This is a genomic window from Collinsella sp. BIOML-A6 (genome assembly GCF_009875845.1).
Lineage (GTDB): Bacteria > Actinomycetota > Coriobacteriia > Coriobacteriales > Coriobacteriaceae > Collinsella > Collinsella aerofaciens_H.
On sequence record NZ_WWSL01000017.1, the window covers coordinates 1,332 to 17,190 of the forward strand.

The window sequence follows — 15,859 nt, forward strand, 5'->3', positions numbered from 1 at the left end:
CTCCAGTCACTGGATGAATCTGGACGCCGGGCGGGGTTTGAGCGGTCAAATTCCTCCAATCACTGGAGGTTTTGAGCCGCAGATCTGGCATTGAGCGGGGTGATTCCTCCAGTGTATGGAGGTTTTGGGCCGCTATGGGAACAGAAAAGGCTCGCCGATTGATATCGGCGAGCCTTACTCATTGTGGAAAAGAATCACTTCTCGGATTCTTCGAGGCGCTTGCGGGCGGCCACGATCTCTTCCTCGGCCTTGGCGACACCGGTCCAGTAATCGCCCGGCAGGACCTCCTTGCCCGGCTCCAGAGCCTTGTACTGCTCGAAGAAGTGCTTGATTTCAGCCTTGTGGTACTCGGAAACGTCATCAACGTCCTTGATGTCATCGAAACGCACATCGGCCGGCACGCACAGCACCTTGTCATCTCCACCGGCTTCGTCGACCATGTGGTACAGACCGACGGCGCGGCACTCGACCACGCAGCCCGGGAACACGGAATTCGGAATCATGACCAGGGCGTCGAGCGGGTCGCCGTCCTCGCCCAGAGTGCCCTCGATGTAGCCGTAATCATCCGGATAACCCATAGAGGTGAACAGGGTGCGGTCCAGGAACACGCGACCGGTCTCGTGATCCACTTCGTACTTGTTCTTGGATCCACGCGGGATTTCCACCACGACGTTGAAGGTTTCTGCCATTGTTTTCTCCTTGATCGGTGTGATCAGCAGTAGTTCGTTACTTAGGATACCCGCTTCCGGGCATCATCGGTGTTGTTCATTCGATATGTTGCGTAATGGAGTTTGTTGCTGCAATCGGCATCTCGGACGGCCTGCCGGCCTCTCCGATGCTGAACGTACCACGACGCCTTTCGCTTGGGGGACCTTGTTCAATCAGGTGCGACGGGCTGAGCGGAATCAGTCCTCGACCACCGTCAGCACGTGCGCCACGTCGGCCCACGGTGCGAGTGAGACGAAGTTGTCCCAACCCCACTCGAACTCGCGGCCGGTCAGTTCGTCGCGTACCTTCACCGGCTTGTCGGTCGGCAGACCGAATTCGCCACGCTCCAAGTGCACGATGGCCTGATGTGCGTTGTGTCCGTCAAGATTGACCACCACGATCACGGTATCCGCCTTGCCGGTGCCGGTCAGTTCGGCCGGGGTCTGGCGCAGGAATGCGATGATGTTCGCATCGTCGCTCGGCAGAACATGCAGATTGTGATAGCTGCGGCATGCCGGGTGCTCGCCGCGGATCTTGTTGAGCGAACCCAGCAGCTCCGCAATGCCGTACTTGTCGGTTTCGGCCCAATCACGAACCTTGATTTCGTACTTCTCGTTGTCGATCTGCTCCTCGAAGCCCGGGCGCTGCTTGTTCTCGATCAGCTCAAAGCCGTTGTAGATGCCCCAGCTTGGGCTTCCCATCGCGGCGAGCACCGCACGCACCGCATGGCCGGCGATGCCGTTGTCCCGCACGTAGGCGGTAAGAATGTCGGGCGTGGTGGGCCAGAAGGTGTTGTGCTGGTAGAAACCGCCGTCGCCGTTGGTCTCCTCGAGGTACTCCTCAAGTTCGCCCTTGCCGTTACGCCATGGGAAGTAGCAGTGCGACTGCGTGAATCCGACGTAGCTCAGGGCGCGCATCATGCCCGGACGGGTGAATGCCTCGGCCAGGAACAGCACCTCCGGATGCTTTTTGGTCACGGCGGCAATCACATCCTGCCAGAAACGTACCGGCTTGGTGTGCGGATTGTCGACGCGGAAAATGGTCACGCCTGCGGCGATCCACAGGTTCATGATGCGCTCGACTTCCTTTTCGATGCCGGGCATGTCGGCGTTGAAGTCGATGGGGTAGATGTCCTGATACTTCTTCGGCGGGTTCTCGGCGAAGGCGATGGTGCCGTCCGGCTTGGTGCGGAACCAATTCGGATGTTGCCTGACCCACGGGTGATCGGGGGAGCACTGCAAGGCGAAGTCGAGCGCGACCTCAAGACCGAGCTCGTGTGCGCGCTCGCAGAACGCCTTGAAATCATCCATGGTGCCCAGCAGCGGGTCGACGGTGTCATGGCCGCCAAGCTCGGAGCCGATGCCGAACGGGGAGCCCGGATCGTTCGGGCCTGCGATCAGCGAATTGTTGCGTCCCTTGCGATTGGTCACACCGATGGGGAAGATCGGCGGCAGATACACGATGTTGAACCCTTCAGCGGCCGCACGCTCCAAGCCGGCCAGAGAGGTCTTGAGATTGCCCTGCACGATTTTGCCGTCTTCGCCGTAGTAGGCGCCTTCCGAACGCGGGAAGAACTGGTACCATGCGGCGAAGCTGGACTTCGGACGTTCCACGCGGAACCGCTGCGGATTCGATTCGGACAGGCCGTCTCGTAGCGGATTGGTCTCATGCAGGCGCTGGATATCAGCTGTTTCGGCGGCGGCGAGACGGTCGGCCGGAGACAGTGACTTGTCGGCCATGGTCTTGGCGGCCGCCTGCAAAATCTTCTTGTCGGCCGCAGAGAGTTTGGAATCCTTGGCGCCGGCCCAACGGGCGAGCAGTTGCGCGCCGCTTTCCAGCGCGTTCTCCACATCGTCGCCCACCTCGACCTTGATGGCGGCGTCATGCAGCCAGGACTGATACGTGTCCTCCCAGCCTTCGATCACGACATTCCAATCGCCCAGCTGGCGTTTGACGGACGCGTAGTCGGCGTCCCAAGGCTTAAGGTCACTGTGTTCACCGATGCTGACCATCGCGGTCCAACGGTCCAGACCAGGGTTCGAGCAGATCATCGGGGTGCGGCTCACTTCACGGCCGCGGGCGCTGCGTACCGACACGGTGGCGCCGGCCTTGGTGCGGCCTTCGATGAATACCTGGGCAGTCACCGTGAATGCTTCCCCGAGCTCCACCCTAGCGGGGAACAGGCCGTTGTCGGCGGCCGGGGTGATATCAATGACATTGACACGACCGAACTGTTCCGGTGTAGTGCGTTCGATAATGGGCGCAGGAGCCTCTCCGACCACCTGTGGTACCGCGGCCTTGGCCTTGGTCGTACGACGTTTGCGGACCGGCTTCTTGTCGGTTGCCGGTGCTGCTTTGCTGGTGTGCGCGGATGCGCTCTTTTCTACTGCCATACCGCCGATTATAGAGGCGTGACGCTCCCGAAGGGAACTTGATGCACCCTAAATCCATTTTTTCGGTGGATAACTTCGACGATTGCGTCGGGTGAATCGTTTTTTGTGGATAACTTGCGTTGTTTCGGCCACCAAGTTATCCACAACACGCCGAAGCAGACGCTGAGGCGTCCACAACCTCCGAAAATCGCCATCATCGCAACGCTCATATGGCACCCTCGACTCACCTCACGAAAAACGTGCGACAACATCTTCACGAAGGAAATGTCATGAATGCGATGAAGCAACGGAGCCTCGCCATCCTCGTCAGCATGGTGCTGGCGCTGATAATGGTCGTGGCCGCGGGATGCCCGACGGCGCAAGCCGCTCAGCTGGAAAAAGCCAGGGCGGGAACCTACTACCCATATACGCTCGATGGCAGGGAATACACCATTGGGGTAAGTGCCCGAGGCACACAAGGGCACAACTACTATTGTCGGCAAATCGCAATGGAAACGGACTACATCACCACCGATTCCGTCGTCATGGCCTCAGACGACACCTCACGTCGTCTGGCATGGTTGATTAACGGCAACCGTCTGAAAACCGATGCATTGCTGCATGCCGCCATCGGCGTACTCGTACATCGCGCCTACGATGATCAGACCGTCTGGAGCCGTCATGAGACATACCTGTTCGGCATCTACGCCGGGCTGGAACAGAAAGTGAACGAACTCTGGAAGGAAGCCGCGGACAACGTCTGTGATTCCATGGTCGTCACACGGGAGAACACGAAAGGACTGAGTGAGGGCGACGTCAATATCATGGCCCGCAATGCCAACGGTGATTCCTTGGCGGGCATTCGTTTCACCGCCGTCATCAGCGGACCCGCCGTATTCGACAATGACAAGGCCAAAGTGACGGGTGTCACGGCCAAGGAGGCGCAGAGACTGCATTGGAAAGCGACCGGCAGCGGCGGCGTCAATGTTCAGGTGACCTATAAACGGCTTGCTTTGGAACAGGCCACCACCGCACAGCAGATGGTCACCTTCGACGATCAGACGCAATACAGTGCCGACCTGCTGACCTTCGACGTCGTCATGCCGACGCATCCGCGGATTTCGACGACGGTCGCCTCGAAGCAGGTCGATGCAGGTCAGGAGGTGCGCGACACCGTACGTCTCGACATGCCTGAAGGCCAAACATGGCCGGAAGGCGCCGCATATCAGGCCACTGGCTGGTATTTCGATGGGCTGGAAGGCGAGCGGCTCGGTCAACGCATCGTACCCGATGATGGCGAAGACGCGCAGACGTTTATAGCACGGCTTGCGGTGGCCGGATACACCCCTTCGGCATACGGTTCAATCACGTTGAATGCCCAACAACCGCAGCGGGAGGCGCTCGCGGTCACCCAGCCGTCTGGATCAACGGCATATGCGGCGCGAGGTGATGGCGGCTTCGGTACATGGGTGTGGGCCATCGAACGCGACCTGCAGACGGATGCGGTCAAACGGACGTTGGAAGGCGATGTGGTCAGTGCGTTCCTCGACGCCGAGGAGACGAACGTGAATCGTGCACGGCTCGAGGTGCGATCCAAGGCGGATCGGCAAACCGCAACGATAGGGCAGGAGATTTCCGACAGCATCACCGTATCTGGCTTTCCGGACGATCATGGAACATTCTCCGGCAACGAAGACTATGGATTCGGTGCGGATACGCCATATGCGCAGGTAAGTGTGTGGTGGGCCGCCGATGATTGCGAGCCGGACACCTATGAAGAGCCTGAGGAGGATGACAATCACCGGTTGATCGGCACCTGGGACTACCCGGCCGTCAGCGGCACCTTTCGTGTGGGCGACGGTGAAAAGGATGCCCATGGCAATCCGGTGCACATCAGCGCACAGCAGTCGGGTTGGTACGTATTCGTCTGGAAATATGAAGGCGACAGTCGTGTCGGGGCGGCGGTCAGCTCATATGCCGATGAACTTGAGCGCGTCAGGGTGGTGGCGGCCGACGAGATGCAGATGCCGAAAACGGGAAGCTCGTTCATGCTGGCGCTTGGTATAGTGATCGCCGCGCTGGCGACGGGGGCATTCATGCTGTTTGCCGTGCAACGTCGATGAAGGGTGTTTCGATCCATGTGACAGGGGGTACTGTCGAAAGACTTCGGGGAGCCCCCTCCAAAAAAATCAAGCATATGACTTCGATACCGGGAAATCGTTGATTTTAAGCCACTGACGAACGGTTTTTACTACCGACGAATTCACATTTTTGCCTATCTACAATCATGACGTTGTCGTTTTGATTGGAGGTAACAATGACAGACGAAAACGAGAACGTGCAGCGTCAGAATCTGACCGATTCCCCTCACTACCTTGCAAGGGTTCTGATGGAGAACGGCATCAGGAACATGTACGGCGTGGTCGGCATCCCGGTCACCGATTTCGCCCGCATCGCCCAAGGCATGGGCATGCGCTACATCGGTATGCGCCATGAGGAGGATGCGGTCAACGCGGCCGCGGCCGATGGATTCATTACCGGCAGGCCATCGGTGGCCCTGACCGTATCCGCCCCCGGTTTCCTCAACGGATTGCCGGCATTGCTTGAGGCGACTACGAACGGTTATCCGGTCATCATGATCGGCGGATCGTCCACCCGCCACGTCGTGGATCTTTCCGAAGGCGAATATGAGGGTCTTGACCAGATGAGCTATGCCAAGCAGTTCTGCAAGGCGTCGTTCCGCGTGGACAGGATCGAGGACATTCCGCTGGTTGTGGCGCGCGCCATGCATGTCGCTTCCTCCGGTCGCCCGGGTGCCGTGTACATCGATTTCCCGGACGATACCGTCGCCCAGACGCTGAGCCAGGATGATGCCGACAGGCTGCTGTGGACCGCCACCGATCCGGCTCCGTCCATGCCGCCGGCACGCGAATCCGTTGATGCGGCGTTGGAACTGCTCCATCAGGCCAAGCGTCCGCTGATGGTCGTCGGCAAGGGTGCGGCGATGGCCCGCGCCGAAGAGGAAGTGCGCGAATTCGTCAAGAAGACCGACATTCCGTTCCAGCCGATGTCCATGGCCAAGGGCGTGATTCCGGACGATGATCCGCACAGCACCGCCAGCTGCCGCTCCCTGGCCCTGGGCAGCGCCGATGTGGTACTGCTGGTGGGCGCACGCCTCAACTGGATGCTTTCCTTCGGCCAGGGCAAGCTGTGGAACAAGGATGTGAAGTTCATCCAGATCGACATCGATCCGGAAGAGATCGAGAACGCCCGTGAGATCGCCGTTCCGGTGGTCGGAGACATCAGGTCCGCCATGACCATGCTCAACGGCTCGCTGGCTGAGTTCCCGTTCAAGGCTTCTGAGGAATGGCTCGGCATGCTGAAGGAAGCCGGTGCCAAGAACGTGGCCAAGTTCGCGGCGAAGGAGAACTCCGATCAGGTGCCGATGGGGCACTACAACGCGCTTGGCGCCATCAAGAAGGTCTACGACCGTCACCATGAGGATCTCATCCTCACCAATGAGGGAGCCAACTCGTTGGATGACTGCCGCAACATCATCAATATGTACGAGCCACGTCATCGTCTGGACTGCGGCACGTGGGGCGTGATGGGCTGCGGCACCGGCTACGCCATCGGCGCTGCGGTCTCCACGGGCAAGAAGGTGCTGTACGTAGGCGGCGACTCCGCCTTTGGCTTCGACGGCATGGAAGTGGAAGTGGCTTGCCGCTATAACCTGCCAATCACCTTCGTGGTGCTCAACAACGGCGGCATCTACCGTGGCGACTTCGAAAACCTCGGCAATGATGGCGACCCGTCGCCGCTGACCCTGACCTATGAGGCACACTACGAGAAGATGATCGAAGCCTTTGGCGGCAAGGGCTATTACGCCACAACCCCTGAAGATGTCGAAAAGATGGTCGAGGAAGCGGTCAAATCCGGGCGTCCGAGCTTCGTGCACGTGCAGATCGCGCAATATGCGGGCAAGGAATCCGGCAACATCGGCGCGCTGAACCCGAAGCCAGTGGTCGGTCCTCTGGTCGATTCCGAAGTCACCTCGCACGATTACGTCTCCGGTGCACGCATGTAACCAGGTGAGTGCGAGTCCGCGGGCGTGCGAACGGTGGGATGCGTGCGCCCGCGGGTCTGTGCTCCAGATCGAAAGAACTGAATAATGGTAAATATTCTGATAAACGATATTGTGCCGATCATCGTCATCATGGCACTGGGCTATATCTGTGGCAAATTCAGCTACTTTGACGATGATCAGCGTCAAGGTCTCAATAAAGTGGTGCTCAACATCGCCCTTCCTGCGGCATTGTTCGTATCCATCATCAAGGCCACCCGCGAAATGCTCGCACAGGACGCAACGCTGACCGCCATCGGCTTCATCGGCGTCATCGTCATGTTCATGGTCTGCTACTACCTGTGCCGTCTGCTGTTTCACCGCAGCATCCAGGAAGCGGCCGTCAGTGCGCTGATCGCAGGCTCTCCGACCATCGGATTCCTCGGATTCGCAGTGCTCGACCCGATTTACGGCGACACCGTGAGCACGAATCTGGTCATCGCCATCATCTCCATCGTCGTCAACGCCGTGACCATTCCTATCGGCATGTATCTGATCAATCTCGGCCAAGCCAAGGACCGTGCGAAACTGTCCGCCGAAACCGTGGTCGACGCAAAGGGTGATGTCACGGTCGATCCGTCCAAGGATGCCAAGGCGGATAAGACGGCTGAACTCCTGGTACACGGCTCCTCGAATGCGGGCAAGAATAAGAACGGCAACCTTCAGGCTCTGCTCAATGCACTGAAGCAGCCGGTCTGCTGGGCGCCGTTGCTGGCCATCATCCTGGTGCTGCTGGGCGTCCACGTGCCGGATCAGGTGGCGCCGACCTTCGACCTGATCGCCAAGGCCAACTCCGGTGTGGCCGTGCTCGCCGCAGGCCTGGCACTGTCCACCGTGAAGTTCTCTCTCGGCTGGGAAACCATTTGGAACACGTTCTTCCGCCTGATTCTCACCCCGGCCGTGTTCCTGGGCGTGGGTCTGCTATGTGGCATGGGCGGCGACATCGACAAGATCTCCATGCTGGTCATGGCGGTGGCATTGCCGCCGGCATTCTCCGGAATCATCATTTCCAGCCGCTACAACATCTATGTCAAGGAAGGCGCTTCGACCACGGCCGTTTCGACCGTCGTGTTCGCAGCCACCTGCCTGCTGTGGATCTGGCTCGTACCGTTCTGCGTGCACTGAACCGTTTCCATAGGTTTGATGAGCCCTGTACCGAAAGGTGCGGGGCTTTTTGCTGCATGCGTGAGCAACGCGCATAACGCAGTGCATGCCGATCATATGGTGGTTGCATCAGATGCCAGTGAATGCCCACTGCATTCGAATCGATATGAAAAAGCCACGCGGCGTATGGGGCGCCAATCCACGGTAAAACATAAAAAGGGGCCGAACCGGAAGGATTCGACCCCTGAGGAAAGTCGCGACGAGCGGCAAAGGCTACTTCAGATCAGCCTTCACGCCATCATTGCCACCGATGACACCATTGGAAAGCAGCTCGGAGATCTGGTCGTCGCTATAGCCCAGACCCTTGAGGATCTCCTCGTTGTTCTCGCCAAGCTTCGGCGCACGCTGGTAATCAGGCGTGAAGTTGCTCATGGTGAACGGCATGCCGATGGTCTTGAAGTCACCACGGGCATCCTGCTGATCGATGGTGACGATGGTACCGTCATCATTCAGATCCGGATCGTTCTCCAGCTCGTTCCAGTCCAGCACCGGGCCGACCGGAACGCCCTTGGCGCCCAGCTCCTTGGTCAGCGTGTACTTGTCGTACTGCATGGTGTATTCCTCGACGCGCTTGTACACCTCTTCCTTATGCTCATCGCGGGCGTTGGCGGTGTTGAAACGCGGATCGGTGATCCAATCCTCGAAGCCCATGGCGTGGCAGAAGTTCTCGAAGCCCTTCTTGGACTGCTGGATCACGATATACACATAGGCGTTCTGATCGGTCTCCCAGCCCTTGGCGCGATAGCACCAGCCGAGCACCAGACCGCCCTCGGCATTGGCCGCACGCGGAATGGCCTTGCCCCACTTGTAGTTCGGATAGCAGTCATAATAGGAGAGCTTGCCGAGACGATCGAGAATCAGCTGATCACGCAGCTTGACACGGCACAGATTCAGCACGGCGTTCTGCATGGACTGGTAGACGTAGCAGCCCTCGCCGGTGCGCTGGCGCTGCAGCAGTGCGGACAGGATGGCGATCAGCAGATGCATGCCGCTGTTGGAATCGCCCAAAGCCGCACCGGACTGGGTTGGCACATTGCGCTCGCCGTCATACCAGCCGGTGGTCGAAGCCGCACCGCCGGCGCTTTGGGCGACGGGCTCGAATGCCTTCACATGCTCGAAGCGGCTGCCCTTGTTGAATCCTTTGAGGGATGCCATGATGCAGCGAGGATTGATCTTGTGCACTTCGTCCCAGCCGAAGCCGAGCTTTTCGACATCGCCCGGGCCGATGTTCTCGACGAATACGTCGGCATCCTTCAGCAGATCGGTGAGGATCTTCTTGCCTTCAGGATCCTTCATGTTCAGTGTGATGGACTTCTTGTTGGCATTGAGCTGAAGGAAGTACAGGGAATACGATCCGTCCACGTCGTTCATTTCGTTACGCGTCGGGTCTCCGCCCTGAACCTTCTCCACCTTGATGACTTCAGCGCCCATCCAGGCGAGCATCTGCGTGCAGGAAGGACCGGACTGCACCTGAGTCCAGTCGATGACCTTGATTCCCTTGAGGGGAGCGGTATCTTGTGTCATTTGTGACCTCCTTGTTGTAGTCAACGAGGTCAATGTATCCCGTTGAACCTTGGAGATTGCGGGATTTTCAGCCAGTAGGAACAACCTTTGGCTTTGGGCGGATTGCTGAGGCGCGCCACGCGGCTGGATCTCGCAAAAAGCGCGGGAAACCACCTGGTTTCCGTTTTCCGTGATTGAGTGGCCCATTCCCATAAAAAGTGGTCTGATTCCAGCGCTTGATGTCATAGACAGGTCGGTTTTTGTGGAAACGGATCGGTTTTCCGTGGGAATGGGCCAATTTGTGCGGTGATAACGGCGCTATGTGGTGCTGGAGTGTGCAGTACCCGGTCGTAGTGTGAAACTGCCATTGCCGTGAACGAAAAAGCCGCCAGATTATTCATCTGACGGCTTATCTCAATTGGTAGCGGGGCATGGATTTGAACCATGGACCTCTGGATTTGCTTTTATTTCCAATGTCTTACGAGTATTCAGAAGAACCTTTTCTTTTCCTTAATAGTAGTACTACAACACTACCGCACTACAGTACTTCTTTACTTCTTTACTCCATTACTCTAATACTGTACAAGGGGAAAATATGAGAATCACAATAGCAAACGCTAAAGGTGGCGTCGGTAAGACCACATCAAGTATCTACCTCGCGGCTACGGCAACAGCGCGAGGCCACGAGGTTGTGCTCCTTGATGCGGATCCCCAGGGATCCGCAAGTCAATGGGCGTTCATGGCGGAAAACGAAAACGATCCTCTTGGTTTCGAGGTTCAGGCAGCGAACCCAGCAACACTACGCCGTCCGCAAAAAGAAAACGTGATGGAAATCGTGGATGCTGCACCAACGGGGCAAGGATTGCAGGCGGCATTGGAAACCGCTGACTTCGTTATTGTTCCAAGCTCAGATAGCCCACTTGATGTCCAGCAGGCATGGAGTACACTATCGGCTACGGATAAGCCAGCAGCGGTGCTTCTCGTACGCGTAGAGTCTGGCACACGTGCTATGAAAGCCGTTATGGAAGCCTTTAACCGGTGGGCGACGCCATTATTTGATGCGCAGATTCACAAGCGCCAGGACATTAAAACTTCGATGGGGCATAATCCTAAAAAGCTGTGGGAATATGCACAAGCGTGGCAAGAAATAGAACTTATGATGAAAGGCGAATAAGACATGAAAAACATGAACCTGACCCCACAGTCGCAGAAAAGGACAACAGTGGCACAGCTTGCGAACGTGCCAGATAACACACGTTCCTCTGCGTACTGGCAGACGACGAGTATCAAAGTAGATCCTGAGCAATGGAAAAGGGTGAAGCGTGAGGCGTTTGAACAGGATCTCACCGTGCAGGAATTTGTCCATCAAGCATTAGAAGCGTGGCTTGACCAATAAGTGTATTTCACTCCGAAAGAGTGGGAAACCAGTTCAGGTATCGCTTTGCAGGCGGCCTATGGATCCCAATTTGCATGATTGTTCTCATACGTTACTTGAACTGGTTATTACTTCGCATTTCAGTTAAATGGCGTAATGGATGTTATGGCGTGTTGCCTTGTTTCCTAGCGTGGAAAGGTATGTGCACAACGCAACGAAAGACACTCGTATGGCCACGCGGATGGGCATACAGAGTTACAAAATGGGAAAAGTATTTACGCGCCGCAGGCAAAAGCCAAGAAACCATTAAAAGCCGTATTTATAAGCTACACTATTTCGCCAGTACGATGGGCAAGCCTTTTAGCCAGGTTGATTTTGATGACATTATCTCTGTTCTCGCCCGTAAAAATTGGGCGGCAGAGACACGATACTCGTACAAGGAAACCATCACCAATTTTTACCGTTACCTCGTCCTATCCCATAACATTGGCCAGAATAGCGACCCCACGGCGAATCTTCCCACGGTAAAACGCAGCCAGGGTGTTCCACATCCTATTGGCGACATGGCATTACGTGAAGCCTTTATGAAAGCAAACGGCGAAGAGCGCCTTATGCTCCTTCTAGGAGCGGACGCGGGGTTAAGACGCAGCGAAATGGCTGCCGTACACAGTGCTGATGTGAGCGAAACTGCCGGGCAGTACTCCTTGCTGGTCCATGGTAAAGGTGGAAAAGAAAGAATTATTCCCGTCACCCAGCGACTCGCCACTTTGGTCTTACAAGTCCATGGTTATGTTTTCCCTGGACGCTTTGGCGGACATGTCGAAGCAAGCTACATATCGCGCCATCTGAAAAGGATCCTCCCGAAGGGGTATTCCGCGCATAGTCTAAGGCATAGATACGCGACTCGTGCCTATCAAACGAGCCATGACATTTACGCTGTGGCGGCCTTGCTCGGTCATAAAAGCGTGGAAACAACACAGGTGTATGCGCAGCTTGACGATACTCATTTGAGGGATGTGGCCATGCGTGCACAACTTGAGATACCACCACAGTAAAGAAATACTACATTACTACCGTACTACAATAATACGGTACTGTCTTAAAACGTTGTAAATCGTCTTTCTCGACACGTGATATTGCTGAGCCATCTGGGTGACGGTCAGTGTTTGACTGGTGTAGAGGCTTTGAATAGCCTTAATCTGGTCTGGGGCGAGTTTGGCGGGTCTACCACCTTTCCTACCGCGTGCCCTGGCCGCCGTGAGACCGGCCCGGGTACGTTCGCGGATAAGATCACGCTCAAATTGCGCCATGGCAGCGAAAACGGTAAAGATCAGAATTCCTCCAGGGGTAGAGGTATCCATATTCTCTGTCAGTGACACGAACTCTACGCCATTGTCTTTGAAGTGGTTGATCAAGGAAACGAGGTGCTGGGTGGAACGCCCTAACCTGTCGAGCTTCCATACCACCACCGTATCCCCGGCGCGTAGAAGATCGAGCATGCGGTCAAGTTCAGGCCTGCTTGTCTTCGCGCCTGACGCATGGTCGATAAAGATTTTCTCACATCCTGTCGCTTGGAGTGCGACGGTCTGAAGGGACTCGTCTTGGCCGAGTGTGCTTACTCGTGCATAACCGATTCTCATATTGCTCAGTGTAAAAACTGGTGGGACAGATGGGTGTTTCTCCTCGCTGTTTTTTACATGGGTTGTTTCACACTTTTCCCGGCGTGTTGGGCGGTGGCTACGGAACATAAAAAAGTGTGTAATAAACGTTCGTTTACTACACACCTCTAGAACAGTGTACGGAGTAGATGAATTCTACCTATGATGGTGGGAGGTCTTCGGCTCCGTTGATCTTGGTCGGCTCCTGTTGCGTGCCTCCCTGGTGGCTCGTGCCATGCGAGAAACCTTCTCGTAGTCGGAACCGAAATGCTTGACTTTTCTGGTTGTGCGTGCGCTGAGTTCCATATTTTGAGTGATCGTGGAAACCTGGAACCCTTCGATGCATGCAGCGATCTCTGGATTTTCACGTATGAACTGATCGTGAAGTCTGTAAACTTCACGATCAGTTAGTGGTGAGCGAGAAAGATACCCAGATAATTGGTCATGGTCAAAACCATGCCCATCCATCCAGGAACGAATGCGACGATAGGCAGCGGAGGAGTCTATATGAAAATATTCCAAGCCTTCTTGGAGCAGATCAAAATGGATGAGTCTTCGCGATGAAGTGCCGGCCATAATTATCAGCGTCTAGTTTTTTGGGAAGAAATCATCGAGGTCCGACTCGTGGTTCCAGCCTTTAGCATCCCATTCATCTAGTGAATGGAATACATCTTCCACGTTAGAACCTGGTTCGTAGGAAATAACACTGCTGAAGTAGCGTCGGAACCATGGCTGATATTCCAGATCAACAGCATTCCAACCCAGACTTTCTCCTGCGAGTTGAGCATTCTCGGTCTGAATGCCATAAAAAAGATGAATGTCATCCTCAAACCTGTCGACGCGTGCGTTCAGGAGCTTCCTATCCAAGTAAGTCTTGAACGCCTCCACGGTGGCCCCGTCCGCGTGCAGCGCATCAGCATCAATGAAATATTCACTCGCATAAGGATGCGTGTCAATGAAATGCTGCACATCTTCCGTGGCGCGTGTCTTTTCCATTACTGCCTGCATCATAGCCTCCGTAAACCCATTGAAAACTTTTCCACTATTTTACAGTGTCCTCGTACTGGCGAGCAGCTTGTTTAAGCTCACGCCTGACCTGACGATGTTGCGCACGCTCAATAGCTTTCTGTTTGAGCCAGTCACGTCCCACTTCGCACGATGCGCTGGTAAAACCAGCGAGAACCGCCCCCGCAAGAATAAGCCCACCGTGAAGACGATGCCCGGGGAAGAACAGCCAGATGAAACCCCACAACGCCGCAAACGATGCGGCGATAAGAAGCAGCCACTTAACCACCCACAAGATTGATTGAATAGGGCGAGTGATCAAATTCATGATGCCGGCGAGAATCCCGGCACCCGCTCCAAAAGCGAGAGTAATGGCACCGATGACGAGAGCGAGCACGACAATGATAAGAGGAGATATGAGAAGCAGTAACGCGACGGTATCGCCCCAATCCATCGTCATGATAACCTCCTATCTTTCCCTTGCTTCTTTTGTATTTCTCAATTTACTCTTGGACCATGTCTGATTGCGGTGTTTCGTTTTCTTCACTGTGCTGAGCTTCCTCGCCTGCCTGTGCTTCGAGGCTGGTTGAAGCGGACATAATATAACGCAACTCAGCAGTAGTGACTCCGGCCTCCAAAACCAAGCGTGCCTTATTCCTATTCAAATACGTATCCCGGTATGCGTTCATCTTTTCTTGTAAAGAATCATGCAGAGAACGCAATGCGAATAGGTCACTGACCAAGTCGGAAAACTCAGCCTCCTGTTTCTTTAACGCGGCCATCTTATCCGCGAAAGAATCCTTAACGATCTTGCGCTGTACGGCCTTCAAATCATCAGCCAACATGGCTTCCCTTTCCTCAAAATTGCCTATTGCATGTGACATCATTCATTCAATCACGGACCACACAGAGACAGGGGCATAAAAGCATATGAATTCCTCATTGCCGAGCAAGATACGGATTAGCTCCATGAATATGGTTCATGTATGGTTCGTTGTTGCCTTTTTGTTTAGGCGGCATGACCGTTGGAACGCCTTTGATTATGAAACACGTCAATGTGGAAGAAATAAAACAATTGCTTGAAGAGATGCCGCGCGTCTTGCCCGAACCGACCCGTAAGGATTGAAAACTCGTGGACACGAGGCGAGCTCCCTCGCGGCAAATCTTTACTGTGGACACTAACCACGCACGACTCTTATAGGAGAGTTAGACCCTAGCCGGTTTAGCTCTCTTTTTCTATGCTCATTTTGCACAAGGCAACGCGTGAAACCTCTTGCTTTTTCACTCCGTGCCATTCCCATAAAATTGACCGGTTGCCGTCCGATCATCCCACGGCAGCCTTCGGCCGTGTGGGAATAGCAAGGATAGCCTAGAGTACGTACTCTAGGCGCAACGATAAAAATCGTTGTCCTTGTGGGAGACCCACACCCCTCGCAGTTTTTCATTGCCAGCAATGAAAGAAGATGAACAATCCCTTCGTATTTTATGTTCCTTATACGTGTGCGATCGTGTGCATGATGAGAATGTAGCTACACATGAATAGGGGCATATAAATGAGTTGGAAAGGCAGCCGAACCAGAAATATTCGGAGAACGGTTCTCTTCACTGACGAGGAGTGGAATCATGTTTATGAGCGCTACCAAGTTGAAGCGGGGGACGGCCAATCCTTTAGTAAATGGGCGCGCTCTATTCTCTCGGAGCCTTTTACCATCACGGTAGAGATCAACGCTGACACCGACAAGCTCCACGAACAAATCAGGGGAATGGCAAACAATATTAATCAAATTGCACATGTCGCTAATGCGAGGAGAAACATCAGTCAAGAAACGATACGCGAGGCCACACTCCTACTCCGACTCGTACAGGAAAAACTCGATAGACTCCATGAAGAGAATCTCATTCTCATCGAAAAACAAGCAGCCCACGCGTACGGAAAACAGGCGGAATAATC

At 55.2% G+C, this 15,859-nt stretch carries 14 protein-coding genes; 7 read left to right on the forward strand and 7 right to left on the reverse strand.

The features are described from left to right. Nucleotides 1-194: 194 nt before the first annotated feature. Nucleotides 195-689 carry an inorganic diphosphatase gene (locus tag GT495_RS06770; protein WP_003838679.1) on the reverse strand — a complete coding sequence of 165 codons (495 nt, stop codon included), beginning with the start codon at nt 687-689 and terminating at the stop codon, nt 195-197. Between the two features lie 216 nt (nt 690-905). Further along, the gene (locus GT495_RS06775; protein WP_129880195.1) at nt 906-3,101 is read right to left on the reverse strand and encodes an alpha-1,4-glucan--maltose-1-phosphate maltosyltransferase; all 2,196 of its coding nucleotides are present in this window, start codon (nt 3,099-3,101) and stop codon (nt 906-908) included. 269 nt (nt 3,102-3,370) lie between these two features. On the opposite strand from GT495_RS06775, the gene GT495_RS06785 reads away from it, so the two are divergent. From GT495_RS06785 to GT495_RS06795, 3 genes are all read left to right on the forward strand, one after another. Beyond that, complete coding sequence (locus tag GT495_RS06785) at nt 3,371-5,203, forward strand: peptidase (RefSeq protein WP_161162692.1); 1,833 nt, start codon at nt 3,371-3,373, stop codon at nt 5,201-5,203. A 194-nt stretch (nt 5,204-5,397) separates the two neighbouring features. After that, nucleotides 5,398-7,167, forward strand: a complete 1,770-nt coding sequence (gene oxc, locus GT495_RS06790; RefSeq protein WP_129880193.1) for an oxalyl-CoA decarboxylase — start codon at nt 5,398-5,400, stop codon at nt 7,165-7,167. A gap of 84 nt (nt 7,168-7,251) precedes the next feature. Beyond that, the gene (locus GT495_RS06795) at nt 7,252-8,328 is read left to right on the forward strand and encodes an AEC family transporter (protein ID WP_003838691.1); all 1,077 of its coding nucleotides are present in this window, start codon (nt 7,252-7,254) and stop codon (nt 8,326-8,328) included. Nucleotides 8,329-8,580: 252 nt separating this feature from the next. Here the strand turns inward: GT495_RS06795 and frc are convergent, their stop codons facing one another. Then, nucleotides 8,581-9,891 (reverse strand): formyl-CoA transferase, encoded by a 1,311-nt coding sequence (gene frc / locus GT495_RS06800; RefSeq protein ID WP_003843361.1) that lies wholly within the window; start codon nt 9,889-9,891, stop codon nt 8,581-8,583. A 574-nt stretch (nt 9,892-10,465) separates the two neighbouring features. Between frc and GT495_RS06805 the strand changes: the two genes are divergently transcribed. From GT495_RS06805 to GT495_RS06815, 3 genes are all read left to right on the forward strand, one after another. Next, complete coding sequence (locus GT495_RS06805; protein WP_080821951.1) at nt 10,466-11,044, forward strand: ParA family protein; 579 nt, start codon at nt 10,466-10,468, stop codon at nt 11,042-11,044. A 3-nt stretch (nt 11,045-11,047) separates the two neighbouring features. Next, nucleotides 11,048-11,266 carry a hypothetical protein gene (locus GT495_RS06810; protein WP_080821952.1) on the forward strand — a complete coding sequence of 73 codons (219 nt, stop codon included), beginning with the start codon at nt 11,048-11,050 and terminating at the stop codon, nt 11,264-11,266. A 74-nt stretch (nt 11,267-11,340) separates the two neighbouring features. Further along, nucleotides 11,341-12,300, forward strand: a complete 960-nt coding sequence (locus GT495_RS06815) for a tyrosine-type recombinase/integrase (protein ID WP_080821953.1) — start codon at nt 11,341-11,343, stop codon at nt 12,298-12,300. Nucleotides 12,301-12,315: 15 nt separating this feature from the next. Here the strand turns inward: GT495_RS06815 and GT495_RS06820 are convergent, their stop codons facing one another. The 4 genes from GT495_RS06820 to GT495_RS06835 all read right to left on the reverse strand — a co-directional run bounded on the left by GT495_RS06820 (nt 12,316) and on the right by GT495_RS06835 (nt 14,753). Then, nucleotides 12,316-12,885, reverse strand: a complete 570-nt coding sequence (locus tag GT495_RS06820; RefSeq protein WP_080821954.1) for a recombinase family protein — start codon at nt 12,883-12,885, stop codon at nt 12,316-12,318. A 606-nt stretch (nt 12,886-13,491) separates the two neighbouring features. After that, nucleotides 13,492-13,911 carry a hypothetical protein gene (locus GT495_RS06825; RefSeq protein ID WP_204986895.1) on the reverse strand — a complete coding sequence of 140 codons (420 nt, stop codon included), beginning with the start codon at nt 13,909-13,911 and terminating at the stop codon, nt 13,492-13,494. A gap of 34 nt (nt 13,912-13,945) precedes the next feature. After that, nucleotides 13,946-14,368 carry a hypothetical protein gene (locus GT495_RS06830; protein ID WP_080821956.1) on the reverse strand — a complete coding sequence of 141 codons (423 nt, stop codon included), beginning with the start codon at nt 14,366-14,368 and terminating at the stop codon, nt 13,946-13,948. A gap of 43 nt (nt 14,369-14,411) precedes the next feature. After that, nucleotides 14,412-14,753, reverse strand: a complete 342-nt coding sequence (locus GT495_RS06835; RefSeq protein ID WP_080821957.1) for a hypothetical protein — start codon at nt 14,751-14,753, stop codon at nt 14,412-14,414. Nucleotides 14,754-15,461: 708 nt separating this feature from the next. On the opposite strand from GT495_RS06835, the gene GT495_RS06840 reads away from it, so the two are divergent. Then, nucleotides 15,462-15,857, forward strand: coding sequence for a MobC family plasmid mobilization relaxosome protein (locus tag GT495_RS06840; RefSeq protein ID WP_080821958.1), 396 nt, complete (start codon nt 15,462-15,464; stop codon nt 15,855-15,857). Nucleotides 15,858-15,859 lie beyond the last annotated feature (2 nt).

What these genes read in the sequence shown, in the direction of transcription:
- GT495_RS06770 (WP_003838679.1), bottom strand. Translation starts at nt 689, where the DNA reads ATGGCAGAAACCTTCAACGTCGTGGTGGAAATCCCGCGTGGATCCAAG.
- GT495_RS06775 (WP_129880195.1), bottom strand. Translation starts at nt 3,101, where the DNA reads ATGGCAGTAGAAAAGAGCGCATCCGCGCACACCAGCAAAGCAGCACCG.
- GT495_RS06785 (WP_161162692.1), top strand. Translation starts at nt 3,371, where the DNA reads ATGAATGCGATGAAGCAACGGAGCCTCGCCATCCTCGTCAGCATGGTG.
- oxc (WP_129880193.1), top strand. Translation starts at nt 5,398, where the DNA reads ATGACAGACGAAAACGAGAACGTGCAGCGTCAGAATCTGACCGATTCC.
- GT495_RS06795 (WP_003838691.1), top strand. Translation starts at nt 7,252, where the DNA reads ATGGTAAATATTCTGATAAACGATATTGTGCCGATCATCGTCATCATG.
- frc (WP_003843361.1), bottom strand. Translation starts at nt 9,891, where the DNA reads ATGACACAAGATACCGCTCCCCTCAAGGGAATCAAGGTCATCGACTGG.
- GT495_RS06805 (WP_080821951.1), top strand. Translation starts at nt 10,466, where the DNA reads ATGAGAATCACAATAGCAAACGCTAAAGGTGGCGTCGGTAAGACCACA.
- GT495_RS06810 (WP_080821952.1), top strand. Translation starts at nt 11,048, where the DNA reads ATGAAAAACATGAACCTGACCCCACAGTCGCAGAAAAGGACAACAGTG.
- GT495_RS06815 (WP_080821953.1), top strand. Translation starts at nt 11,341, where the DNA reads ATGATTGTTCTCATACGTTACTTGAACTGGTTATTACTTCGCATTTCA.
- GT495_RS06820 (WP_080821954.1), bottom strand. Translation starts at nt 12,885, where the DNA reads ATGAGAATCGGTTATGCACGAGTAAGCACACTCGGCCAAGACGAGTCC.
- GT495_RS06825 (WP_204986895.1), bottom strand. Translation starts at nt 13,911, where the DNA reads ATGCAGGCAGTAATGGAAAAGACACGCGCCACGGAAGATGTGCAGCAT.
- GT495_RS06830 (WP_080821956.1), bottom strand. Translation starts at nt 14,368, where the DNA reads ATGACGATGGATTGGGGCGATACCGTCGCGTTACTGCTTCTCATATCT.
- GT495_RS06835 (WP_080821957.1), bottom strand. Translation starts at nt 14,753, where the DNA reads ATGTTGGCTGATGATTTGAAGGCCGTACAGCGCAAGATCGTTAAGGAT.
- GT495_RS06840 (WP_080821958.1), top strand. Translation starts at nt 15,462, where the DNA reads ATGAGTTGGAAAGGCAGCCGAACCAGAAATATTCGGAGAACGGTTCTC.